The organism is Priestia sp. BR_2 (assembly GCF_041954005.1).
GTDB lineage: Bacteria > Bacillota > Bacilli > Paenibacillales > Paenibacillaceae > Paenibacillus_AQ > Paenibacillus_AQ lautus_A.
The window spans coordinates 1-23,171 of sequence record NZ_JAVFHM010000305.1 but is presented as its reverse complement, the minus strand read 5'-3'; the positions used below and the strand labels follow the sequence as shown (position 1 = coordinate 23,171).

22 protein-coding genes are annotated in these 23,171 nt (G+C 53.2%); 9 read left to right on the top strand and 13 right to left on the bottom strand.

What is annotated here, in order from left to right:
- Positions 1-45: 45 nt before the first annotated feature.
- The 3 genes from RB298_RS25765 (at position 46) to RB298_RS25755 (ending at position 1,950) form a co-directional block, all read left to right on the top strand.
- Positions 46-783 (top strand): glucosamine-6-phosphate deaminase, encoded by a 738-nt coding sequence (locus RB298_RS25765; RefSeq protein ID WP_486049192.1) that lies wholly within the window; start codon positions 46-48, stop codon positions 781-783.
- A gap of 13 nt (positions 784-796) precedes the next feature.
- On the top strand, positions 797-1,660 hold the full coding sequence (locus tag RB298_RS25760) for an N-acetylglucosamine-6-phosphate deacetylase (protein ID WP_486049190.1): 864 nt from the start codon (positions 797-799) through the stop codon (positions 1,658-1,660).
- 101 nt (positions 1,661-1,761) lie between these two features.
- Positions 1,762-1,950 (top strand): amidohydrolase family protein, encoded by a 189-nt coding sequence (locus tag RB298_RS25755; protein WP_486049334.1) that lies wholly within the window; start codon positions 1,762-1,764, stop codon positions 1,948-1,950.
- A 76-nt stretch (positions 1,951-2,026) separates the two neighbouring features.
- On the opposite strand, the gene RB298_RS25750 is transcribed toward RB298_RS25755, so the two are convergent.
- Positions 2,027-4,027 carry a S9 family peptidase gene (locus RB298_RS25750; RefSeq protein WP_486049188.1) on the bottom strand — a complete coding sequence of 667 codons (2,001 nt, stop codon included), beginning with the start codon at positions 4,025-4,027 and terminating at the stop codon, positions 2,027-2,029.
- Between the two features lie 328 nt (positions 4,028-4,355).
- On the opposite strand from RB298_RS25750, the gene RB298_RS25745 reads away from it, so the two are divergent.
- The 3 genes from RB298_RS25745 (at position 4,356) to RB298_RS25735 (ending at position 6,464) form a co-directional block, all read left to right on the top strand.
- Positions 4,356-4,940 carry a nitroreductase family protein gene (locus RB298_RS25745; RefSeq protein ID WP_012818767.1) on the top strand — a complete coding sequence of 195 codons (585 nt, stop codon included), beginning with the start codon at positions 4,356-4,358 and terminating at the stop codon, positions 4,938-4,940.
- 97 nt (positions 4,941-5,037) lie between these two features.
- Positions 5,038-5,409 carry a hypothetical protein gene (locus tag RB298_RS25740; protein ID WP_012818768.1) on the top strand — a complete coding sequence of 124 codons (372 nt, stop codon included), beginning with the start codon at positions 5,038-5,040 and terminating at the stop codon, positions 5,407-5,409.
- A gap of 224 nt (positions 5,410-5,633) precedes the next feature.
- Positions 5,634-6,464 (top strand): aldo/keto reductase, encoded by an 831-nt coding sequence (locus RB298_RS25735; RefSeq protein ID WP_375121196.1) that lies wholly within the window; start codon positions 5,634-5,636, stop codon positions 6,462-6,464.
- Positions 6,465-6,561: 97 nt separating this feature from the next.
- Here RB298_RS25735 and RB298_RS25730 read toward each other — a convergent pair whose 3' ends face one another.
- The 4 genes from RB298_RS25730 to RB298_RS25715 all read right to left on the bottom strand — a co-directional run bounded on the left by RB298_RS25730 (position 6,562) and on the right by RB298_RS25715 (position 12,298).
- Positions 6,562-7,143 carry a PadR family transcriptional regulator gene (locus tag RB298_RS25730; protein WP_486049186.1) on the bottom strand — a complete coding sequence of 194 codons (582 nt, stop codon included), beginning with the start codon at positions 7,141-7,143 and terminating at the stop codon, positions 6,562-6,564.
- Positions 7,144-7,147: 4 nt separating this feature from the next.
- Entirely contained in the window at positions 7,148-8,662 is a 1,515-nt protein-coding gene (locus tag RB298_RS25725) for an MDR family MFS transporter (RefSeq protein WP_096774682.1), read from the bottom strand.
- A gap of 375 nt (positions 8,663-9,037) precedes the next feature.
- Positions 9,038-9,445 carry a VOC family protein gene (locus tag RB298_RS25720; protein ID WP_192569872.1) on the bottom strand — a complete coding sequence of 136 codons (408 nt, stop codon included), beginning with the start codon at positions 9,443-9,445 and terminating at the stop codon, positions 9,038-9,040.
- Positions 9,446-9,829: 384 nt separating this feature from the next.
- Positions 9,830-12,298: a UvrD-helicase domain-containing protein gene (locus RB298_RS25715; protein WP_486049183.1), complete on the bottom strand. Its 2,469-nt coding sequence runs from the start codon at positions 12,296-12,298 to the stop codon at positions 9,830-9,832.
- Positions 12,299-12,541: 243 nt separating this feature from the next.
- Between RB298_RS25715 and RB298_RS25710 the strand changes: the two genes are divergently transcribed.
- On the top strand, positions 12,542-12,739 hold the full coding sequence (locus RB298_RS25710; RefSeq protein WP_486049182.1) for a hypothetical protein: 198 nt from the start codon (positions 12,542-12,544) through the stop codon (positions 12,737-12,739).
- A 206-nt stretch (positions 12,740-12,945) separates the two neighbouring features.
- On the opposite strand, the gene RB298_RS25705 is transcribed toward RB298_RS25710, so the two are convergent.
- The 8 genes from RB298_RS25705 to RB298_RS25670 form a co-directional block, all read right to left on the bottom strand.
- The gene (locus RB298_RS25705) at positions 12,946-14,193 is read right to left on the bottom strand and encodes an anti-sigma factor (protein ID WP_486049180.1); all 1,248 of its coding nucleotides are present in this window, start codon (positions 14,191-14,193) and stop codon (positions 12,946-12,948) included.
- Positions 14,190-14,690: a sigma-70 family RNA polymerase sigma factor gene (locus RB298_RS25700; protein WP_096774676.1), complete on the bottom strand. Its 501-nt coding sequence runs from the start codon at positions 14,688-14,690 to the stop codon at positions 14,190-14,192. The genes RB298_RS25705 and RB298_RS25700 overlap by 4 nt, the downstream gene beginning before the upstream one ends.
- Positions 14,691-14,931: 241 nt before the next feature.
- On the bottom strand, positions 14,932-15,693 hold the full coding sequence (locus RB298_RS25695; RefSeq protein ID WP_096774931.1) for a stalk domain-containing protein: 762 nt from the start codon (positions 15,691-15,693) through the stop codon (positions 14,932-14,934).
- 55 nt (positions 15,694-15,748) lie between these two features.
- Complete coding sequence (locus RB298_RS25690; protein WP_486049177.1) at positions 15,749-16,375, bottom strand: hypothetical protein; 627 nt, start codon at positions 16,373-16,375, stop codon at positions 15,749-15,751.
- 168 nt (positions 16,376-16,543) lie between these two features.
- Positions 16,544-17,680, bottom strand: a complete 1,137-nt coding sequence (locus tag RB298_RS25685; protein ID WP_404563605.1) for an ArnT family glycosyltransferase — start codon at positions 17,678-17,680, stop codon at positions 16,544-16,546.
- Positions 17,681-17,822: 142 nt separating this feature from the next.
- On the bottom strand, positions 17,823-18,053 hold the full coding sequence (locus RB298_RS25680) for a hypothetical protein (RefSeq protein WP_486049175.1): 231 nt from the start codon (positions 18,051-18,053) through the stop codon (positions 17,823-17,825).
- A gap of 97 nt (positions 18,054-18,150) precedes the next feature.
- On the bottom strand, positions 18,151-20,007 hold the full coding sequence (locus tag RB298_RS25675; RefSeq protein WP_096774673.1) for a bifunctional diguanylate cyclase/phosphohydrolase: 1,857 nt from the start codon (positions 20,005-20,007) through the stop codon (positions 18,151-18,153).
- A 264-nt stretch (positions 20,008-20,271) separates the two neighbouring features.
- Entirely contained in the window at positions 20,272-20,892 is a 621-nt protein-coding gene (locus RB298_RS25670; RefSeq protein ID WP_009594161.1) for a DUF5317 domain-containing protein, read from the bottom strand.
- Positions 20,893-21,189: 297 nt separating this feature from the next.
- Between RB298_RS25670 and RB298_RS25665 the strand changes: the two genes are divergently transcribed.
- Positions 21,190-21,393 (top strand): cation transporter, encoded by a 204-nt coding sequence (locus tag RB298_RS25665; RefSeq protein ID WP_009594149.1) that lies wholly within the window; start codon positions 21,190-21,192, stop codon positions 21,391-21,393.
- Positions 21,394-21,578: 185 nt separating this feature from the next.
- On the top strand, positions 21,579-22,319 hold the full coding sequence (gene nfsA / locus RB298_RS25660; RefSeq protein WP_375121182.1) for an oxygen-insensitive NADPH nitroreductase: 741 nt from the start codon (positions 21,579-21,581) through the stop codon (positions 22,317-22,319).
- Positions 22,320-23,171 lie beyond the last annotated feature (852 nt).

Here is a 23,171-nt window from a genome sequence, read left to right as displayed (position 1 = left end):
GGCTTACATTTCTACAATGTTGTACAACAAGGAGGAATTATCATTATGCAGTTGAACATCTTGGAACATGCGGATCAGGCAGGCTTGGAGGCGGCCCGCGCTTGCGAGGCGATTCTCCGCGATACAATCGCGGATAAAGGAAAAGCGCGAATCGTCCTGTCGACGGGCGCGTCGCAGTTTGAGTTTTTGTCGCACTTCGTGAAGCTGAATCTGGAATGGGAACGAATCGAAATGTTCCATTTGGACGAATACATCGCGCTGCCGGAATCCCATCCGGCGAGCTTTCGCAAGTACTTGAAGGAGCGCTTCCTGAAATATGCGAGCGTCGGCCAAGCTTGGCTCATCAACGGGGAGGGCGATCCCGAGGAAACGGTGAAGCGGCTGAACGAGGAAATCGTCAAAGCGCCCGTGGATTTGGCCCTGATCGGGATCGGGGAGAATGCGCATATTGCCTTTAATGATCCGCCGGCCGATTTTGATAACGATTCGCCTTATACGATCGTGAATCTCAGCGATACCTGCAAGAGCCAGCAGGTAAGGGAAGGCTGGTTTGCATCGAATGAGGAAGTGCCCAAACAGGCGATTACGATGACGGTCAAGCAGATTTTGAAGAGCTGCCATATCGTATCGGTCGTGCCTCATCAGGCGAAAGCGGCAGCCATTCAAAATACGATTCAAGGCGGGGTCGATAACCGGGTGCCGGCTACCATCCTGAAGACGCATTCCAGCTGGATGCTGTATCTGGATAAAGCATCGGCAGCGCCGATATATCAATGGGCTTAGGCAGGGGGCACCTATGATGTGGCGTGGAAAGCTCCCGCACACCGGCGAGCCGGTTGAGGTAGAGTCGTCAGACGGACGGATCGCGGCCATACGACGGTTAGGTCAGGGGGATAAGACGGCGTTGCTGCCCTGGATCAGCAGCGGCTGGATCGATGTGCAGGTCAACGGCTTCGGCGGATACGATTTGAATGGAACCGTGACGTCGCAAAGCGACATTGAAGGCGTGACGCGGGCGCTCCATCGGTGCGGGGTCGCCGCCTACTTGCCGACGGTCATCACGGGCAGCTACGACCGGATGCGTCAAGCATTTCAGGCATTGTCCAAGTATGCCGGGTCCAAGCAGTTTGGGAGCGCCTCGATAGTCGGCATTCATATGGAAGGCCCCTATCTTTCCGATGAAGACGGCAGTCGCGGGGCGCATCCGAGGGAGTATATCCGGAATCCGGATTGGGATGAGTTTCAACGGCTTCAGGATGCGGCTGACGGGCTTATCCGGATGGTGACACTCGCGCCGGAACGCGAAGGCTCGGTTCCATTTATAGAGAAGGTAGTCAAGGCAGGTGTTATCGTCGCGATCGGGCATACGATGGCAACCGGCGAGCAGATCGATCGGGCGGTGCAGGCAGGGGCAACGGTTTCGACGCATCTGGGGAACGGCTCGCAGCCCGTTTTGCCGCGCCACCCCAACTATATTTGGCACCAGCTGGCGGACGACCGGTTATGGGCCACCTTTATACCGGACGGCCACCATCTGGCGCCCCCTGTGCTGAAAACGATGCTGCGGGCAAAACGGAACAAAGCGGTGCTTGTCAGCGATGCCGTCATGTTCGGCGGCATGGCTCCCGGAAGGTACTCATCGGAGGCGAAGTCGAGCTGACGGCGGACGGGCGCCTGCATACGGTAGCGAATCCGGCGATACTGGCCGGATCCGCTTCTTCGCTGGAGGTTGGCATTGCGAATGCGATTCGCTATACGGATATGACGCTGGCGGAAGCAGTAAGCGCGGTCACGGTCCGCCCGGCTATGGTGCTGGATATGCCGCAGTTGGGCAGGCTTGCGCTCGGGAGCCCGGCGAACCTGACGCTGTTCGACTGCGATACGGACGGATCGGGCATGATGGTCCGGGAGACCGTTGTAGCGGGCGAGAGGGTGTACGGTCCTGTTTGATGAAGCAACACAAAAAAACCATCCCTGTCGAGCGTTCATTGCGCCAGCTCGCACGGGGATGGTTTTTCTTTTGATGTTATTTTTCGATATGCTCCACGAACCAGCGGACGATGTGGCTGAGGCGCCGGACCCGCAGGTGCGGATTGCCGCTACGGGACAGGTTATGGTCCGCGCCGGGGAAGCGAATCAGCTGGGTTTCACGGCCCAGTCGCTTCAAGGCGATAAACAGCTGTTCTCCCTGCTCGATCGGGCAGCGGAGGTCCTGTTCGCCGTGAAGGATAAGCAGCGGCGTGCTGACATTCTTCACGTAAGCGAGCGGGGAGTGCTTCCACAGCTTGTCGAGATCGTCCCAAGGATTGCCCCAGATTTGATCCTGGGTAAAGGTATAGCCGATATCGCTGACGCCGTAGAAGGAAATCCAGTTCGATATCGAGCGTTGGGTTACCGCAGCTTGGAACCGGTCGGTATGACCGACGATCCAGTTGGTCATGAAGCCGCCGTAACTGCCGCCGGTCACGCCGAGACGGGAAGCGTCGATATAAGTGTAGGTATTCACAACATAATCCACGGCTTCCATAAGATCCTGGTAATCCCGCCCGCCGTAATCGCCTCTGACGGTATTGACGTGGACTTGACCGTATCCATGGCCGCCCCGCGGGTTGGTATAGAAAACGGCATAGCCGGCTGCTGCCAGCAGCTGGAACTCATGCATAAACGTGTGTCCGTACATGGCTTGCGGACCGCCATGAATCTCCAGCACGGCCGGGACCTTGGAGCCTTCCGCGAAGCCGGCAGGCTTCATGATCCAGCCTTGGATCGGCCAGCCGTCCGACGTACGGAACGTAAAGGACTCCGGCGTGCTTAACGTAAGTTCGTTCCACAGCTCCTCATTGCAGTTCGTCAGACGGCGTTCCTCGTTGCTGCCTGTAGTGAAGCTGAACAGATCGCCCGGCTGCAGCGGGTCGGCAGCGGCAAATACCACGTTTTCTTCCGGTGTCAGTGCGAATTGGTACACCTCGCGTTCACCTGCCACCACCAGCTCGAAGGAGGAGCCGTCCAAGGCAAAACGTCCAATATGGACGCCCCCATCCTGGCTGAGCTGAACGTAAACCGATCGGCAGTCCTTGCTGAACAGGGGAGGCGTTCCCGCCCCGGCTCTCATGTCGCTGACAGCGGCGTGCCCGAGCTGAACGTCCATGTCCGTGAAGAGGACGCGGGCTTCTCCGCCCGAGAGCGGAACCAGGTGGATTTTGGTCAGCGTGGCAAACCCGCAGCTGAGATCGCTGGCAAGCATGAGTACATGCTGCCCGTCCGGGGTGAACGCAATGGAACCGATCGAGAGGGTTCCGTCCGTGATTTCGGTTACCGATCCGCTGGACAGGTCCATGACAAACACATCGTTCGTCAAGCGAAGATCCGGGTCCGGGAAATGCTCCGTGGCGAGGGTGCTGCTGTATGCGATGCTGCCGCCGTCGGGTGACCAGGCAAAGGCATATACGTCAAAATCGCCTTCGGTGATTGGTTTGCATTCTTCCGTAGCCGGATTCACGATAAATAGATGATGTCGGCGGTCATTCCATAATCCGGGGCCATCGGCTTTATATTTAATGCGATTAATGATTTTTTCTTCCGGCAGCTTGTGCTTGTCGTCTTTGTCTTTCTCTTCGCTTTCGGTAGATTCAGCCGCTTCGGCTTCGCTCCGAACCAGCAGACGCGAGCTGTCCGGCGACCATTTAAATGCGCTGACGCCGTGCTTCAGGTCGGTAGCGGGGCGGGCTTCCCCACCGTTGGCAGGCATGATCCATACCTGTGGCTTATCGCCCTTTTTGCGCAAGAAGGCAAGCTCAGACCCGTCGGGGGACCAAGCGGGTGCTGCATCGGCTTCGCCGGAAGTGAAGGGAATATCCTGAGCGCCCCCTGCGGGAAGCAGGCGGATATGGGAACGGTAGCCGTCGTGCTTTTCGCTCACGGACTTATGTACATAGGCTATGGCCCCGCTTGCGGGGGATACGACAGGGTCATTCACCCAGTGCATCCGGTACAAATCCTCGGGCGTTATAAGTCGCTTATCAGTCATGAATCATCCTCCTAATCTTCTTGTGTGAGTTAAACCTCATTATCCCAGGTAATGGCATGGAAATCTAGATAAAATAGAGGGGAAGGATGTGAACGTTTCGATCCAAATGCTAGTAAAACAGAGGAGGATTTACAATAATTCTAGGCTATAATCGAGGATTTGGAGACAGAGAAGAGCTTGTTATTCTTCAACTGGTCAATTTATGACATGAACCGTACCCGAGAATCTCGATAGGTGTCCCCTTCTCTTTTTGTTATAATTGAGATAGACTCTCAATTAGGAGTATGCAAATAAGAACAACTATATAGAGCTCGGGAGGAAATCAAATATGAACGTAAGTGAAGCTATCCGCACGCGCCGCAGCCTTGGCAAGGTCAAGCCTGACGCCGTACCGCAGGAGTTGATCGAACAGATCGTCGAAGCAGGAACCTGGGCGCCGAACCACAAGCTGACGGAGCCGTGGAAATTCTTTGTCATGCAAGGGGAAGGCCGCGACGTGCTCGGCAATGCCCTGGGGGATATTCAGGTGGCCGGCGGCGACGATACGAGCGAAGAGGCCGTGAACGCAGCGCGCGAATCGGGACGTACGAAGGCGTACCGCGCTCCGGTCGTCATCGGTGTGGCGGTTGAGCCGTCGACGGATCCGAAGGTGATTGAGCTGGAAGAGTACGGAGCGGTATTCGCCGGCATCCAGAACATGCTGCTGCAAATTCATGAGCTGGGTCTTGGCGCCGTTTGGAGAACCGGCGAGCCGTGTTTCCACGCGTTGATGAACCAAGCGTTCGGATTGAAGCCTGACGATAAAATGCTGGGTTTCCTGTACATCGGATATCCGGACATGGAGCCGAAGCAGGGGAAACGTCAACCGGCCGCAAACAAGACGGTATGGCTGAATAGTGCTGCAGACCTGTAGTTGATCTATCCCCGGCCGCAAAAATCCGGTATAATGACCCTAAGTTTATCGAAGGGTGCTGGGCATCCGGGGATTGACACTAGGGGAGTGTACATGGATGAAATTTCGGTTTAAACAGTGGGATCTGGGGAGCAAATTTATTTTTATCGCAACCTGTTTGGCGATAGCCTCTTTCTTTTTTAAATGGCTGGATATCGGCGTGGCTGCGGAGAACGGCTTTATGCAGGGCGGCGTGTTGTTCATCGTATGTTTCATCTATCCGTTTTTGAAAGTGGTTCGCGAGAAGAAGATGAACAAGCTGATTGCCTACGCCTTTGCGCTGGTCGCTATTTTCCTGACCATGATGTACGTGTCGTCCAAGACCATTGATTTTTTTGGAGAGACGATCAGAGGAGCGGCCGCTGGGCCGTATCTGTTTCTGGCGGCATGCGGGCTGCTGACCTTCGGTATTTTTAGACGCAAGGTTTAAAACGATAGGTTACATGCAAATGCCGTAACGATTAATAAAGGGCCGAGCCTATAGCAGCATGCTGCCCATAGGACGGCCCTTTTTGGCGATGAATGATGGGATTAGTTAAAAAATGTCCGCAGCCCTTGCAAGGGCTGTAACGTTGAGCGGGATACTGGGATTTTGATATACTGGAATAAGCGGCCAAATATCCGCTGCATTACATAAACAGGAGGGATTTCAGAATGGCCAATCAAACTTTTACCGATGGACCTACTTTGAATGACGGCGTAAAAATGCCGTGGCTGGGCCTTGGCGTATGGAAGACCAAAGAAGGCGAAGAGGTTATTCAGTCCGTAAAATCAGCAATCGCTGCAGGGTACCGCAGCATCGATACCGCTGCCATCTACGGCAATGAAGAGGGCGTAGGGCAAGCCATTCGCGAATCCGGAGTTTCGCGGGACGAGCTGTTCATCACCACCAAGGTATGGAACGATGACCAGGGTTATGAGAAGACGCTGCAAGCTTTTGAGACGAGCCGCAAGAAGCTGGGGCTGGATATCGTTGATTTATATCTCGTGCACTGGCCGGGTAAAGATAAATACCTCGAGACGTGGAAGGCATTGATTCATCTGCAAAAAGAAGGCCTCGTTCGTTCCATTGGCGTCAGCAATTTCCAAATCCGCCACCTGCAGCATATCATTGAGGATACCGGCGTGGTACCTGTCGTCAACCAAGTGGAATTGCATCCGCTGCTTTCCCAGAAGGAGCTGCTGGGCTATGCACGCGAGAATCATATCGTTCTGGAAGCTTGGAGCCCGTTGATGCAGGGCAACCTCGATCAACCGGCGCTGGCTAAGATCGCGGAGAAATACGGAAAAACCACGGCGCAAGTCATTCTGCGCTGGGACATTCAGAACGGCGTCATCGTCATTCCGAAATCGATTAAAGATCATCGGATCCGTGAAAACGCCGGCATCTTCGATTTCGAGCTTTCCGCAGAAGATATGGCGGCCATTGACGGCTTGAACCAAAACAAACGTTTCGGCTCCAACCCGGATGAGTTCCTGTTCTAAATTTCGTTTTCATATAAAAAAGCGAGCACCAACCCTGAGTGAGGGAAGTGTTCGCTTTTTTTGCGTATTCAATAGCAGGTGGAAAGCCCCCTTGGCATTATCGTCCTTCCTGGTCGTCCTCGGGAAACAACGGCTCGCCGATCGTGCCGAGTTTCCCATGCACCAGGTCCTCATGCAGCCGTCTTAACCAGTTCAGGTCGGTCTTGGCGTGCTCATACATCCCGATCATCAGGTGCTGCGTGCTGCGGGGGACGATATGCTGATGCTCCACGTATAGTTGGTACGCCTGGTTCACCCGGTGTTCGGCTTCCCGGATCCGGGTCTGCAGGATCGGGGCCAGAACGGCGGGGTCTGCGTGGCGCGAGAAGGGCAGCGCCATATACAGCGGGTGGTGCACGGGCTCGATGTCCCTGAATTTCTTGAACAGCAGCTGTTCAAAAAGCTTGCGTCCGGATTCCGTGATCCGGTAGATGGTTTTATCCGGACGGCTGTCGCTTTGGATGGTTTCCACGGCCTCGATATATCCTTCCTTGGCGAGCCGGTCCACCGCGTAATAAAGGGAGCCCATCTGGAGCTTGGTATATTGATCCATGCCCCGGTCTTTCATCTTGATCCGGATCTCGTACGGATGATGGTCTCCTTCCAGCAGCAAGCCCAGGATGGCCAGCTTCATGGACATGCCATCAGGCTCCCTTGGCTTTGGCGGGGGCTTTGGCGGGAACGGTCACCCGTTCGTTGCCCATCATAAGGACGAACACAAGCGCCAGCACCGCCGGCACAAGCGCCCACATGAACGTGTTCGCGATGGAATCGGCCAATGAAGCCGTGATCTGTTCGCGCACGTTCGGTGGGAGCTGCCCCATCACTTCAGGCGAAAGGACGGCATCCGCGTTTAACTCGGCACCGGCCGGCGCGTTACCTCCGGCTTCCGCGAGCCGGTTGTTCAGGCCGTTGCGCTGGATGATCCCGAAGATTGTAATCCCCACCGTCATGCCGAAGGAACGAAGGAAGGAGTTCGTCGATGTTGCCGCGCCCCGCTGTCTGGCATCAAAGTTATGGATGGAGGCCATGCTGAGCGTGGAGAACGAGAACCCGACGCCAAAGCCGGTCAGGACCATGAAGAGCGTTAACAGGTAGCGCGGCGTATCCGGGCTGATCGTGCTCAGGCAGAAAATGCCTGTGATAAAGCACAAGACGGACAGAATCATGATGTTTCTAAACGAAGTCCGGGTCGTCAGCATACCGCCACCTTGGCTCCCGAATACGCTGCCGAGCATCATCGGCATCAGAATGAGGCCCGAATTGGTTGCCGATCCACCGTACACTCCGCTGACGAAGATCGGGATGTAGATGGTTGCCACGATAAACGTTGCTCCATAGAACAAGGCAACGATATTGCTTGAAGCAAACAGGCGTTTACGGAACATTTGGAACGAAATAATGGGTTCGGCTGCTCGGGTCTCTGCGAACAGAAACACGATAAACAAAGCAATGAATCCCCCGAACAAGCCCAGAATTTGCGGGGAATCCCATGCATAGGTTTGCCCGCCCAGCTCCAGACCGAACATCAAGCAGATGATCGCGCCAACAAGCGTCGCTGCCCCGGTCCAATCGATCTTCTGTTTGGCATGGGAACGCGATTCCTTGTAAGACGTCATAATGAAGATAAAGGACACGATTCCGATCGGAACGTTGACATAGAATATCCATTCCCAGCCGATGCTGTCGGTGATAAAAGCACCCAGCAGCGGTCCCATGATGCTGGAGGTGCCGAATACGGCGCCGAGCAGACCTGTCATCTTGCCGCGCTTCTCCGGCGGGAACAGGTCAAACACGATGGTAAAGGCAATCGGCATAAGAGCACCGCCGCCGATTCCTTGAATCGCCCGGTAAATAATAAGCTCTGTCATATTGTTTGCCATCCCGCAGAGGGCAGAACCAATCAGGAAGACAACCAGTCCGAAGATAAAGAACCGCTTCCGTCCGTACATATCGGACAGCTTGCCGAATATCGGCGTGCCGGCCATAACGGCAACCATGTAGATCGAGGTTACCCAGACGACTTGGTCGAAGCCTTGAAGATCGCGGATAATCGTCGATAACGCGGTCGCTACAATCGTGTTATCGATGGCGGCCATGAAGATGCCGAGCAGCAATCCGGCCACGACCAATTTGATGTTGCTTTGTTGTGCATTCATGTTAAGGATACTCCTTTTCCTTATTCAACTATGTACATATTATTCAAATTTGAATAATTCGGTGGTTATATTGTAGCCGGATTAACAGAAGTTGGCAAGATGTTGAATGCAAGGCCTGTCTCTACATTTTGCACAAGAAAAAACAAGGTCAACCCTGTATACGGGATGACCTTGATATTATCGGGCGACAACCGCCGGAATGCCGTTGCAGTCAAGGCCTTTGTCGGCAGATTCGTTTCGGGAAGCGGCTGCGTGGTGCGGAAATTTTTCAGCTCTGCATGTTTCGTGTGGTAGTGCACAACGATCAAGCGGAGGCTTGTATCGACAGGGGCCTCGGGTGAGGTATGACAGAGATACGGCTGGCGATGGCAGCGACTAACAGTTCATCTGGGGCGATTTCGGATCCAGCTGCATGAATTCGATCCGGTTGCCGTCCGGGTCCCTGGCCCAGCACTGCCAGTTGAAGTCTTTTCCTTGAACCGGCTCAACGTCCAGCTTCACGCCCTGCTTGCGAAGATGCTCCGCGATGCGCTCGATGTCTTCCACCTCAAGGCAGAGATGGGAGAATCCGACGGGCCGCTCTACACGGGCCGGTTTATTTTGTCCGCCGTAAAACAGCTCGATAAACTGTCCATCACGCACCTTAATGTACTCGATCCACGGTTCGCCCTGATCATTGGGAATATCAAAAGCACGGGTAAAACCAAGCACATCACAGTAAAAATGCAGGGATTTCTCCATATCGGCAACATCGAACGCCAGATGGGCAATTCCTTTAATCATGACGGCATTCCTCCTCGGTATGTATCAAAACATGAAATAAGATGATCTCTTATGTCCATTGTAACGCATTCTGTATACGCTTCCATATTTATTTGCGGCATCGGAAAAATAAAACCGGAATCCTGACTGAGCCGATCCGTTATGCAATGGAAAGCCTACTATCGTTATGCCGTCTTGGAATGTCAAAAACCCGAGGCCTGCGATAACAGGCTTCGGGTTTGGGGACATCGACGTGCGCTTGCGGCACGACAATTCATTCAGGCGGGTATCATGCTGCGTAGGAATGGCAAAAGCTGCGATAATCGTTGTATTCATGATTCCAGAAACCGCTATGTTTCACCTAACCGCTTTGTAAATCGAGCTATTTAGTAGAACGAATTGCCCCTAGCGCCTGTGATGCACCGGGACTTCTTTGCGACCCTGTTTCATGGGTGCCTGGCATAATGGACAGGACTTGCTCTCCCGATCCCTTGTGTTAACAGGGATACGTGCGTTGACTCGCTGCCAGCCCTTGCAATTAGGGCTGGTGCACAGCCATACGTCGACGATTTCCGTCGCTGCGGGAGCAGCCGGAGACTGCGGCTCGGGAGCAGAGCTCGACCCTGACCGTGAACCTGAACCGAAACGTTGGCTCGTCTGGTTAACGGCGCTCCCGGTCCTTCGTCCGGCAGAAGCGGAAGGCGATGAAGGCTTGGCCGAGGTTTCTATGCGGATCGTACGTTGCGCCGTAAAGGCTGTGCGGGCCGCTGACCCTGCGCCCTTGTTCGGTATGCTGTTGCCCTGTTTGCTCTGTTCATCCGTGAGGAACACGTCCCGGAAGAAGCGGGAAACCTCCGCTTTCCGTCCGCGATAAAAGCCCGGGGAGCTGATCACCAGTTCATCCCGTGCTCTGGTGATGGCTACATAAGCCAATCTGCGTTCCTCTTCCAGCGCATCCAAGGCCTTATCCTCTTTGTCAGACAGCGGGCGCTGATCGTCCCTGCGCTCAGCGTCCAAAGCGGACGTATGCGGCAGAATGCCCTCGCTAGCTCCGATCAGGCACACGGAGGGAAATTCCAGCCCCTTGGATTTATGGATGGTCATTAAGCGGACGGCATCGGCATGCTCATCCCGTTTCATGGCCGCCATTTCCTTATGGATGATGATCAGCCGGTCGACAAATCCGACGAATTCAGCGATATCGCCAAAGCGCTTCGCGGAAGCCTCCAGTTCATCCAGCCCTTCTTGAATGAATTCCTTATGGAGGGTGATCTCCTGCCGCTCGTCGGCCTCCAGGAATTTGTCGTAGAATTGGCGTCTCATTTCCTGCACGGCCTGAAGGGGCTCCATCGCCTTCAGGCTCTTGATGAGCTTGGAGCGTTCCCTTATATTCTCGATCTGGAAATCCTTCAGCCCGGGGAAGGAGAGGAGGTGCGACAGAGGCCCTTTCTTGGGCCGCGGAGCATCCTGCTGCCGGATGAAAGCCATGCCCTTGTCGCGGTTGATGTACAGCGTATGAAGCATGCCCTCCATCGCCGTGAAATTGCGCCGGTCCAGCGACAGCCGCAGATGATCCATGAGCGGTTTGACGATCCACTGCTCGTAGAACAGATCCCCATTCTCATAATGTATGAACGGGATTTCCCGCATCACGAGCTGCTCGAAGATCGCCCGGCTGTTGTTTGCGGTGCGATAGAGAATGGCATGGTCGCGGTACTGCTTCCCGTGCTCCCGGACCTGCTCGGTGATATGGGTCAGCAGCAGCTCCGCTTCTTGATCGGGATCGCCGGGTCGAAGGTAGAGCGGCACGCTGCTGCTCTTGCGGGTCGACCGCAGCTGCTTGGGGCGCCGCCGTTCATTGACGCGGATAATTTCGTTCCCCAGCCCGACGATCGAGGAGAGGGAGCGGTAATTAATATCGAGCGTCACGACCTTGGCCCCGGGAAACGTCTGGTCGAATTCCAGGATGAATTCGTTGCGCGCCCCGTTGAAGCCGTATATGGTCTGGTCATCGTCACCCACAACCATTAAATTGCGGTGCGGGGCGACGATTTTTTTGAGCAGCTCATAAGGCAGCAGTCCCGTATCCTGAAACTCGTCGACCATGACATAACGGTACCGCCTCTGAAGGGAGGCGAGCAGTCCGGAATCATGGGACAGCAGACGATAGGACAAGACCAGAATGTCGTCGAAATCCATCTGGCCATGCTCTTCCTTCCATGCTTCATACCGGGCAAAAATCTGCCGCTGCTCAACCTCGGCAGGCGTTTTGACAGGCAGCTCGTCAAGTCCGGTCATACTCATCCGGTGGGCGGACCACAGCGATAGCAGCGTCTCGGCTTCGTAGCTATCTTGCAAGCCCATTTCCCGCAGGATGCGCTTCATGATAAATTGCTGATGCCTGGCGTTGCTCAGGATTTCCTGCTTGTAGCCGCGGGTTCGCAGCAAGTACAGGAAGAAGGAATGGAAGGTTCTGGCCGTTACCTTGGCGGTTTCGCTGGACCTCAAGCCGGGAAGCGCCATGATGCGTTCCTTCATCTCGGCCGCCGCCTTGGAGGAGAAGGTGACAAGCAGGATGGAAGAAGGGTCGACGCTCTTGGCGGCAATGAGGTAGCCTGTCCGGCTGACCAGCACGGAGGTTTTGCCGGAGCCTGCGCCGGCAAGCGTAAGCAGCGGTCCTTGCGTATGTCGTACGGCTTGGATCTGGGCGCGGTTCAGCAGCAGTCCCTGGGATTCCAAGCCGCGAAAAAAAGCCGCATCCGGCGCGTCATCGCGGATCAGGTCCCGGCTGTTCTCGAAGGAAGCCAGCTTCGCAAACGGAATATCCTGACGCTCACCGCCGTACGGGCGTTTATAAAAGGGTATGGATGTCATGAAATTCACCAATCATTTCGTATTTCGTTTATCGTCTTACCAGTTTAACGGATTCTCGGAAGTCTGGCAAAGTGCAGGATATGGGTAAACGCATGGGCGAAGCTCTTATGATTCATGGCATGAATCATCGTTCATGAGGGCTATGAGCAATAAGCTTCACTCCCAACTTGATAGAGGGAGAAGGTGTTATATTAAGTAGGAATGTTCAAGAGTATCCATAATCCATGTAGGAGGAGGGATGTCATGCTGGTTGTTATTGCTTTGCTGCAGCTCATCATGATCGGCATTTTGCTGAACATCAACAGCAAGCTGAAACCGCGCGATTATATTGCTGACGCGATGGAGAGGGACCGCCGAGTCCGGGAGGAGCGGGAGAAGAAGCAGCAGATGGAGCAATGGTCACACCACGAGGCAAGCGCAGGCAGCAGGGATCATTCATGAACTGAATCTTTTATATGACTAAGGAAAAATCCCGGACTTGCCATGAAGGAAGAAGTCCGGGATATCTGCGCCCTAATAGTCATCTTGTATAACGTGCGCATCGATCCCTGTACGCACGGAGCGTGGCCGGGGCATGCTTGGATGGCTGTCGACCCTCATTTCATGTTCGTCAGCCAGTTGCAGTATAGGGCACTCGCCATCGACCATCACTCGATCCAATTCCACAGCCGCACTTCCCCGACCCGCAGATCGTGGACCCAGGATACCTCGCGCAAGGTCAGCAGCTCTTTGACAGGGCCGGTAATGACGGCACCGTAGAGGCGAACGCCGTTCTGTTCCACGTAAGCTACGGAAGCGTCCACGTCAATGAAGGGAGCCACCCGTTCGGCAATCAGGTCATACTCCTGCAGAAGCCGCAGCGATTTGAGGAAGTGCTCGTTCCGCAGCTCCCCGTCCCAGTAGGTGTCTACAGAAGGGTACTGTCCCCCGCTGAGGGTGGTCTTGCTAAACCATCCGGTTTTTTGCTCCTGATAAGAGGTCACTGTCAAATCGTCATGATGCCAGACGGGATAAGAAGGAAAGCCGGCAGGATGAGAGATTACGCCGTCTCCGTCGCCGAATCGATCATCCGGCCCGGTATCGACGGCAAACCAGACGGCCTCCATATTCCGGTTCTCGAACTGCTTCAGCAGTTCGTCGGTCGTGAAGAAACGGTTAAACGATACATAAGCCTCGGCCACGGTGCCTTCGGGAAGCTTTTCAAGCCTGGACCAATCACCGCTCTTTGCGGAGGAGGCGCTAGCGTTCTGCTCTTTTGATTGTTCGTTGGGTTCTTCTTGATTCGCGGAAGAAGTCTCCGCAGAGCTATCCGGCCGGTAGAAAATCTGGGATGAACCCGAGCTGCCATTCTTCCAATCCGTATCGACGGAGGGCAGTCCGAACAGGAAGTTGACGGTGTATTCGCCGACGGTCACGCGTTCACTCCCGACTTGCTTGACCATATCCCCGTACATTTCCTGCATGAAGAAGGCTTTACCCTGACTGCTTAGCGGGACATCGATATTAGGTTTCGAGATCGAGATGGCGGAAGCGATGGCATCCCGATATTTATCGTTGCGGCTGGGATCGCCGACCCCGTAAAACAGCGCCGTAATGATCGAGCTGATGACGAATATCGCCAGAAACGCCGATATCACCGTCAACGTATTGGAGATTCGGGCCCGCCATTTGCCCCGGCGAACGATTCGCTTTTCTTTCTTGGGCGAGAGGCCGGTCTGACCGTCAGCGGCATGCGGGGGTCCGGCATCGCTCGAACGCTCGTTATCCATCATCTCGTTCACGTAAGCCTGGTATTCCTCCAGCTTCTCCATTTCCCGTTCGACTACGTTTTTTTCCTCGTCATTCAGCTTGCCATCCGCATAGTCCTTCAGCCGCTGCTTGAATTCTTCGCTCATAAATTCCCGTCCTTTCGTTTCATGTCCCGCAGCCGCTGCCTGGCCCGAAATAACGTGATCTTGATATGGGATAAGGTGATGCCCATAATATCCGCCGCCTCCTGGTAGGTGAATTGATGAAAATCGACCAGGAGCACCGCTTGCCGCTGCTTCTCCGGAATATCGGCCAGCATCCGTCCGATTTCTCTGTGGACTTCTTGCTGGAGCAGGATGTTCTCGGGCGTATTCCGGTCTATCATCTGATCGAAAAATTCTGCGTCCCGGACGATGCTGCGGCTCGCCTTGCGCTGATAGTCCACGTAAGCGTTATGGGCAACCCGAAACAGCCATGGCTTGATTCGTTCTTCCTTACAATCCTCGAGATACAAATAAGCCCGGTAAAAGGTTTCCTGCACCAGGTCCTCGGCCGTATGGTGATCGTAAGAGAGGGAGTACAAGTAACGATACACGTCTTTCACGTAATATTGATAAATCGATTCCAGACTGTTCAGTTTCATGTCCTCCCCTCTATGTAACACACGTATAACCAGGGCATAAAGTTACAGTTAGGCTGTGAAAAAATGACACGGGGCTTTAACCCGTAAATCGCAAAAGCAAAAGCAAAAAGCAAAAGCAAAAAACAAAAGAAAAGGCAAAAGCCCGCCAAATGAGCGGGCTTCCGATAGCATATGAAGGGCTGCATAGAGAAGGAGGCTGCCGTAAACGGTGGGGCTCACGACGCCTCTGCAGATTCGGACATCACTGGCTGTTCTTGTTGATGTAGGCCGTAAGCAATTTGTACTGCTTGCTGTCTTTTTCGGCATAGTCCAGCGCCGTCTTTCCGGAAGCGTCTTGAAGGGAGGCATCTGCCTTGTGCTGGTTCAGCAGCTTGTCGATGTAGAAGTCATTCTTGTGGATGACCGCCAGATGAAGCGGCGTCTGACCTTCGAAATTCGGCAGGTTGTAATCAAGCTCGCCGGCTTGGCCGTCCATCTGTACAAACGGGGCGTAAAGGGAAGAATCGCCGTCTAGAATCAAATAATGCAGCAGCCCGTTGCCGGTGGCTTCATCTTGCGAATACAGCCTCGCTTCACCGGCAGCGATAACGATATAAATCTTTTGCATATTCAATTCGCCGTTGACTTCGATCAGCTTGCCGAGGTTCTTCACCAAATGACGCTCGTGAGCAGGCGCTCCTTCGGACTCGGAAGGCGCAGTCGGGCCGACCGGGATCGCCTCTCCATTCGAGGATTGGGGAATAATTCCGATTCCCTCGGGACCGACGGAGCCGACCCGATATCCAAGCGCTTCCGAGAAGTCCCGCACGGGGACATACAGCTTGTTTTGTATGACTACCGGAGAATCCGACAGCCGGGCTTCCGATCCGTTGACCACAATTTTGGATTGGGATGGAAATGCCTTCAGATAAACGGCGGCACCAACGGCCGTACCGGCTGTCAGCGCCACGCCGAAGATCGCGCCGAGTGCAAAAGCAGGAACAGAAGAGAAACGTTTTTTCATAATATCCTCCCATGATCGCATATGGACTTTTACTCCATTATATACCAATGCGGCGTTATCTCCATTGAATATCCGGATCCAATAGGACGATTCTCTGCTCATCGACAGCCTTTTTCAGCAGATCTTCCTTCAGCTGCTTCGTACTGGTTATGACGTCAGGCTGGTTTGTCTTCATTTCCGTCGTCCGTTTATTCATGAAACGTTCGATCGATAGCATGTCCCGATATTCCGGCGGGGAGTAATCTTCCCAGTACTGATCTTCGCTGATGCCCATCGCATCCAGCATGCTCAAGTGCTGCTCTTGCACTTGTCGCGGCTGGCGCTCGAGCGTTTCTCGAAGCTGCCTTGCCCTCTGAGCCCCATCCTCCAGGCTTGCCGCAACGCCCTCTTCGTCAGCCAGCTGAAGCATCAATTCCTTTGCTGCCATTTCTCTAAGGATCGCGGAGTCATCAGGTAGGGGGGTGTCACTCTTAGTGAGGTTATCCTTGTAGGCGGTTAAATGTGTACGCGTGATGTAGGTGGCGCCGACTTGAATCAGCGCCTGACCGTTCAGGCTGTCGTTCATGCGGTGCTTCCCGCCTGAGCGATCGGAAGCATCGGTAAAGTACAGGATGGTGCTTATCGTCAGGACGCTTGCTATGGCGATGCTAAGGATGGCCATGAATTTACGGTTTAATTTCATGCAGTCATTCCTCCTGGCATGAAGGTATGGAAGCTTCGATACTAATATAGACGTTTTATCAATCTGAAAGGTTCAACAAAAATATGAAAAAAACGCCTGAAAGCACAACATCAAAGTGCTTTCAGGCGCAGGCGGCCACCGTGATCGGACCGGCTTCGGGAGCGATGCTTATTTGCGAAGCAGGCGAGTTCTATGCGCGTAAATGATCGCTTTGTCCGCGAGAAATGCCGCGTAGAGCAGCAGGAAGACCGCATAGGGAAATCCGGTGCCGTCCAGGCTCGGAACGAGCCATTCGGCGGCAATGAAATACAGCAGCGTCAGCAGCACCGGCAGCTGCCGCTTCAGACGGTATTTCCAGACGGACCAGATGATGCCGGCGACCCCGGCAAACAGCATGACCAGACGGACTGCATCCAATGCGGATTGCACGATTTTTCTTGCTTCCTCGTTTCCGATGGCAGCCGCATATTTGGAGGTGCGGCCCGCAAATATGCTTCGGAACAGATGAACCAACGGATTGCCCTCGATGTATCTGGATTCCAGCCACAGCGCGGCGAGATTCCACGGACCGGACATATACCTCAATTTATTGAACAGTGGGATGTTCAGCCACCATGGAGACAAGATGAGCAGGTATCCCGCGCTAATGAGAAGGATCCCCCCGGTTACGATCTTGACCGGACTGCGGTATTTGATCCAGAAGGCAATGAACAATACAGGATATAGCAGCGCCTGGAGATTGTAGCAGGCCATAAGCGCCGTAAGCGCGCCGGCAGCCGCGTACCATCCCGCCTGCTTCAATTCAAGCGCTCCGATGATGGCGCAGACAAGAAGAAGCATCAAAGTCTGCATGGTCGTATCCGGCAGGATCAGGCGAACGGCGCCATAAGCCGGCCAGAATAGCGCATAAATCATGCAAGAGAGAAAAGCGATCCGCGTATTGAACATGTAGCGGGACAGCACAAACACCAAGTAGACGGAAAATGCATGAAAGAAGCATTGGAGCAGCTGATAGCCGATCAGGGCAGCTTCCATGCTTCCGAATATGGCGGTAAGTCCGGCAATCATAAGCGGCACACCGGGCATGACGCTGGTGGCATGCTCTTCCAGGTCTCCACCGGGGTGGCTGATCATGGCCGCACTTTGGATATACCGTTCTTCGATCACGCTGCTGATGCTGGGGGAACGTTCATGAAGACCGGTCAGCACCAGCAAACATGACATCACCAGAACCGCTGCTATCAGTACCAACAGCATCCTTCGCTGCACACGGTTTAAAGTCCATATGGAAAACAAAGGGTCCACTCCACTCTTTATATAATCTCTAGGGTTTAGCTCAGAATACATACCCTTCTATATTAAAGAAAAAACGGGGAAATAAAAAGGCTCCGCCAAAACGGAGCCCATAAGTTCAAGTTACGCTGCAGTGATAAGGCCAGTCCCATTTTTAAAAGCCGCTGTGATACTTATCGTCGCTGGATGAACGCTTCTTCGACGTGCCATCCCGCTGCTTTTCTTCCTGGCTCTCCAGCCTGGCGTCTTCCATCGGAATCGGGTCCACATGCTGCTCGCTCTCGAATTTGTCGAACAGGCTTTCTTGTTCCGTCGGATATTGTTCAGGGTGATCCATGTTGCCGGGACCATTGTGAAGCGGAAGATCCTTTTTCTTGTCAGCCACCGATCTCACCTCATTTAAGTTGGATACTACCTTTATACCTTATTTGAGGAAGTATCAAACATCCCAAGAGATGAGAAAGGCAGAGGGGAGGTGGTCTTTAAGAGGTCTCCAGGCCGGCTGCAGGCTGCTGCTGCGCTTCGGCTTTGAGCCTTAAATAACGGATAAACAGCTCAACGAGCTCCGGATCGAACTGCGTGCCCGAGCAGCGGAGCAGCTCTTCAATCCCTTCCTCGAAGGTTTTCGTTTTCTGGTAAGGCCGCTCGGTTGTCATCGCGTCGAAGGAATCGATAATGGTCAGCATCCGGCACAGCTTGGGGATTTGGCTGCCCTTGAAGCCGTGAGGATAGCCGCCGCCGTCATACCGTTCATGATGCAGTTCGATGTAAGGAACCAGTTCCTTGAACTTCTCGTTCGTTTCCGCGATGCGCTTGCCCCAGCTGACATGCCGTTTGACGGTTTCCCATTCGCCGGCTGTCAGCTTGTCCCGTTTGTTCAAGATTCCCCAAGGAATCTCCAGCTTGCCGATATCGTGAATGAGCGCCCCGAGCACAAAATTGCGGCGCTCCACGCTGTCAAGCCCAAGCACTTCGCTGATGTCCATGGCGTAGCGGAAGACCCGTTTGGAGTGCTTGAACGTATCCACGTCTTTATACAGGAACAGCTTCAGCTGCTGCTCGATGTCGCGGACGTCCTCCGCAAAGTCGATCTCGGATTCCTTTTCGGCGCCGCTTCCATATACATGCACGTTGTTTTTGCCCTGCTTCTTGGCATAATACAGCGCTTGGTCGGCAAGCTCGACAAGCTGCGACTTGTCATGAATATCAATCCGGTACGAGGCAACGCCGGCAGAGAAGGAGAGACAGCCGGACGGAAAAATCTCGACGCCGTCGAAATAGGTATCGTTCAGCTTTTTGCGGAGCCTGTTAATGAAGGAACGTGCCCTATGGTCATCATAACCCGGCATCAGGATCGTGAATTCCTCGCCGCCGAAGCGGGAGGCCACCACCTCGGCCGTTTCGGATTCCACCTTGAGGTAATTGCCGAGAAATCCGAGCAGCATGTCGCCTTTCAGGTGTCCGAATTGATCATTGTATTTTTTGAAATCATCGATATCGATCATGGCCAGCGACAACGGCGTTTCATTGGTTTTGGCCTTCTTGATTTCGTCTTCCAGCAAATTTTCGAAATAGCTGTGATTGTATAATCCGGTTCGTTGATCCTTGATGGCTTTTTCTTGTACCTGTTTATACATCGTGAAGAGCTGCTTGAAGGAATAGGACAGCATCACGCTGAGACCTATAAACAGGGTCAGCCCGAAAACGCCGTTATGTACGATGAGTATGGAGAGAACCAGCGAAAGAATGAGCGTGCTGAGGTAAACAAGCAGTGTATCTTTCATGAAGGTTTTCAAAATATCATATAACGATCCCTTGTATAACAGGTAATAGTAGAAGCCGACAAGGAATACGTTGATAACAAAATAAACAACCAACGCTGCAACATACGCACCAAATTGATCATTGTGAATAGGGCCTGCTTGTCCGCCCGCCATTTTGAAAATGAAGGAGGACCCGACAATCATCACGGTATACACGGAGAAATTAACAAAATGCTTCCAGAAGGGGATTTTTCTGTCGTAAAGCGCCATGGCAAGGGAGACGAACAGGATGACGGACAGCGCAAACGGTGCTCCATAGATAAAGATGCATGCCAGGTAAACAGAGGAATCCATGGACTGTAAATTACCCTCTGGCGGCAGCTGGAAGGTGAAGTAGTTTAAGATGAGGGCGGCGCCTAACATCGCATAGACCCATACCCACTGGGAAGGAGTATATTGGAAGATTTCCCCTTGATGCACCAGCAGGAAGGTGGAACAGCCCAGAAGAGAAAGAAAAACAAAATACAGCTGTCCCGCAAAGCCTTGAGAGAACCTAGGACGCTTAAATATGGACATAAATGATTTCTCCTCAATAAAATCAATGGTGTATTCTCCACATTTTAAGGTATATTGCGATGCAAAACAACGAAAAAGATGTAAAAAAACAGGCTGAATTTTCCAGCCTGTTTCTTATGGAAGTCGATTATCCGAATCTGTAACCGGAAGTCAGAGCGACAACAACAGAAGCAACGATGATGGCATTCAATACGATGCGGGAATACTTGATTTTATCAGTTTTCTTCACAGTTCTCCCTCCTTTCCAGGTGGTATGATGTATGATCAATTTTGTGGTTCAACACGTTCATTGGTATCGGATTTCGGTCCTAATGCTTGCACGTTGGCGGTATTCTTCCCCACGGTCATCAGGTTGAAAATGTAGAGAAAGATGCCGACGTTCATGATGATATCTCCGATACTGATCACCTGTGTTCTTGGATACGGCGGGGATAACGGTATAATGTCACCCAGGAACGGAAGGCGGGTAGAAGCGTCCATCAGATAATGCTTGGTGATAACGGTGCTGTTGCTCAGCATGTCCACGTAATAAGGATCCAGAACGGAAGCGGCGCTCATCGATACGGGCATTCTGCCGCCGTTAACCGCCATGACGAGGAAATTGAGAAAGACGCCGGCCAAGATGCTGCCAAAGCCCTTCTGGTCCCGGTTCATCCAAAGGAAGATCATGCCGGCGACGTAGATGAACATAAACACGTAGCTGCTTGCGGATGCCAGCCAGTCGGAATTCGCTTGAAAACGGAATATGAGCAGCTGTACGATCAGGAGAATTGGGAAGATGAGGCCGCCCTTCAGGCGGATCTTGCTGAATTGCTGCAGTCCGTGACGGAAACCGCCGCGTATCAGTCCGACAATTAACCCTAGTATAATGCCGTCAAATACCATGATAGAGTTCCTACTTTCATAGTTCGTTATCTCTGTAATAAGATAGTTCGACAGCGAATTGGTAATTCCTGCAACAATAATCAAAATTTATGGAAAAATTTCGGAGGGGAGTAAAAAGCTTGTCCCATCCTGTATAAATCTTATGATTCATGTACATTATAACAGATCAAAAGGATAAATCTTCCTACTTTTTTCGTGTTTCTGTTGCAGAAAGGAGCAAATTCGCCAACTTTACATACCTACGGGGGGTATAGTAAAGTGATAATGTACGACATTTTACGATAGGAGGGCGACAGCATGAAACAAGTGACATTGACGGTGGAAGGCATGTCCTGCAATCATTGCGTAAACTCGGTGGAAGGCGCGCTGAAGAGTGCGGGAGCTTCTGGCAAAGTCGATCTTGCATCCAACACGGTAGCCGTCGAATACGACGAAACCAAAGTCAGCCTTGACGCATTGAAGGAAGCGATTGAAGAGCAGGGCTACGATATCGTGTCTTAACGACAGACTTCCTGCCATATTCCCTAGCCGCGAACTTTGGCTGAAATAAGAGCCGGCTGCTGAAGGCGATCGACAGCATGCCGGCTTTTTTGCGCTGCGGTTGCAGGCAATCAAGCTTGCACTGCCCAAGCCGAAGTTTCATAATAAATGGAGCGATTCTTAAGAGCCTAAGGAGTGGATACCCGATGAATGACACGATTTCACTGCTGATGAACCATCGATCGATTCGTAAATATTCGGATCGGCCCGTGTCCGAGGAACAGCTGAGGGCTGTCGTGGCAGCAGGCCAGATGGCATCGACCTCAAGCAACGTCCAGGCATACAGCGTGATTGCCGTGACCTCACCAGAGAAAAAGCAGCGGTTGGCCGCTTTGGCGGGCAATCAGGCGTATATCGTGGAATGCCCGGTATTTCTGGTATGGTGCGCGGACCTGTATCGTTTGAAAAAAAGCGCAGAGGCGCATGTGGCGGATCAAGAGACGTACGAAGATTCGACCGAGAATTTCATCGTGGCCACGGTGGATGCCGCTTTGGCTGCGCAGAATGCCGCGATCGCGGCGGAATCGCTCGGTCTTGGCATTGTGTATATCGGCGGAGTCCGCAACTCCATTGCGGAGTTCTCCGAGGCATTGGAGCTCCCGGATTTGGTTTATCCGGTATTCGGCATGTGCCTCGGGTACCCGGATCAGGAGCCGGGGCTGCGTCCCCGGCTTCCGGTGGAGGCTGTCCTGCACCGTGACAGCTATGATCCGGCGGCCCTGGAAGAAGTGAAGAACTACGACCGAATCTCTTCCGATTATTTGTCCAAACGCACCCATGGCAAGAACAGCGCTCCTTGGTCGGAGCTTATGGCCAAACGACTGGCGGAGCCGGTCAGGCTGCACATGAAGGACTTCCTGAAGGGGAAGGGGTTTATGGGGCGTTAGACATGAGTAGAGAGAGGAGCGGGTACGGACCGGTGGCGTGGGAGACGCCGTGCTTCGAAAGCTTGCCTTAGCTTCCAAGCCGCAAGCCGGAACGAGTTACGGACGGCAGCAGCAGTATCTATCGGACCTCAGATCCGTTATTTTCGCTATGGGCTCGTGTTTGCCGGATCTATCGGACACATGATCCGTTAAGCAGCGTATAATCCGAAAAATGAGAGCCTAATTCGGTGAATAGCGGACCTCATGTCCGCCAATATTCGAAAAATGGCGCTTTTGATCAAAATAAGGTCCGCTGAGTCCGCTAATGTGCAGTTATTTTGTACATCGTGCTCCCTGTGAACACGATGCGTGGTTCGGGGCATGCTTGGATGGCTGGTCGGCGCTAAGCCTGAACGTAAGTCACAACACGCTAAGCGTGGCCGCAATGTACGACTCCTGAACGTAAGCACAACACAGGAAGCGTGCCACAATGTACAACGCCTGAACGTAAGTCGCAAAACAGGAAACGTGGCGCAATGTACAACGCCTGAACGTAAGTCGCAACACGGGAAGCGTGGCGTAATGTACAACGCCTGAACGTAAGTCACAACACGCTAAGCGTGGCCGCAATGTACGACTCCTGAACGTAAGCACAACACAGGAAGCGTTCCACAATGTACAACTCCCGCACGTAACGCACAACACGCTAAACGTGGCGCAATGTACAACGCCTAAAAGTAAATCAAAACAAGCTAAGCGTGGCCGCCAAGTACGACCCCTGAACCGAAGAACAACAAAAGAAGCCTACCCGTAATCACATCTCACCCACGCCACGAAGAAAGTAAAGTATGTAGCGGTCAGTCAGAGTCCACA

What these genes read in the sequence shown, in the direction of transcription:
- RB298_RS25670 (WP_009594161.1), bottom strand. Translation starts at nt 20,892, where the DNA reads ATGGTATTTGACGGCATTATACTAGGGTTAATTGTCGGACTGATACGC.
- RB298_RS25740 (WP_012818768.1), top strand. Translation starts at nt 5,038, where the DNA reads ATGAAATTTCGGTTTAAACAGTGGGATCTGGGGAGCAAATTTATTTTT.
- RB298_RS25750 (WP_486049188.1), bottom strand. Translation starts at nt 4,027, where the DNA reads ATGACTGATAAGCGACTTATAACGCCCGAGGATTTGTACCGGATGCAC.
- RB298_RS25705 (WP_486049180.1), bottom strand. Translation starts at nt 14,193, where the DNA reads ATGAGCGAAGAATTCAAGCAGCGGCTGAAGGACTATGCGGATGGCAAG.
- RB298_RS25745 (WP_012818767.1), top strand. Translation starts at nt 4,356, where the DNA reads ATGAACGTAAGTGAAGCTATCCGCACGCGCCGCAGCCTTGGCAAGGTC.
- RB298_RS25730 (WP_486049186.1), bottom strand. Translation starts at nt 7,143, where the DNA reads ATGTCCATGAAGCTGGCCATCCTGGGCTTGCTGCTGGAAGGAGACCAT.
- RB298_RS25720 (WP_192569872.1), bottom strand. Translation starts at nt 9,445, where the DNA reads ATGATTAAAGGAATTGCCCATCTGGCGTTCGATGTTGCCGATATGGAG.
- RB298_RS25715 (WP_486049183.1), bottom strand. Translation starts at nt 12,298, where the DNA reads ATGACATCCATACCCTTTTATAAACGCCCGTACGGCGGTGAGCGTCAG.
- RB298_RS25725 (WP_096774682.1), bottom strand. Translation starts at nt 8,662, where the DNA reads ATGAATGCACAACAAAGCAACATCAAATTGGTCGTGGCCGGATTGCTG.
- RB298_RS25760 (WP_486049190.1), top strand. Translation starts at nt 797, where the DNA reads ATGATGTGGCGTGGAAAGCTCCCGCACACCGGCGAGCCGGTTGAGGTA.
- nfsA (WP_375121182.1), top strand. Translation starts at nt 21,579, where the DNA reads ATGAATGACACGATTTCACTGCTGATGAACCATCGATCGATTCGTAAA.
- RB298_RS25765 (WP_486049192.1), top strand. Translation starts at nt 46, where the DNA reads ATGCAGTTGAACATCTTGGAACATGCGGATCAGGCAGGCTTGGAGGCG.
- RB298_RS25675 (WP_096774673.1), bottom strand. Translation starts at nt 20,007, where the DNA reads ATGTCCATATTTAAGCGTCCTAGGTTCTCTCAAGGCTTTGCGGGACAG.
- RB298_RS25735 (WP_375121196.1), top strand. Translation starts at nt 5,634, where the DNA reads ATGGCCAATCAAACTTTTACCGATGGACCTACTTTGAATGACGGCGTA.
- RB298_RS25665 (WP_009594149.1), top strand. Translation starts at nt 21,190, where the DNA reads ATGAAACAAGTGACATTGACGGTGGAAGGCATGTCCTGCAATCATTGC.
- RB298_RS25700 (WP_096774676.1), bottom strand. Translation starts at nt 14,690, where the DNA reads ATGAAACTGAACAGTCTGGAATCGATTTATCAATATTACGTGAAAGAC.
- RB298_RS25695 (WP_096774931.1), bottom strand. Translation starts at nt 15,693, where the DNA reads ATGAAAAAACGTTTCTCTTCTGTTCCTGCTTTTGCACTCGGCGCGATC.
- RB298_RS25690 (WP_486049177.1), bottom strand. Translation starts at nt 16,375, where the DNA reads ATGAAATTAAACCGTAAATTCATGGCCATCCTTAGCATCGCCATAGCA.
- RB298_RS25755 (WP_486049334.1), top strand. Translation starts at nt 1,762, where the DNA reads ATGACGCTGGCGGAAGCAGTAAGCGCGGTCACGGTCCGCCCGGCTATG.
- RB298_RS25710 (WP_486049182.1), top strand. Translation starts at nt 12,542, where the DNA reads ATGCTGGTTGTTATTGCTTTGCTGCAGCTCATCATGATCGGCATTTTG.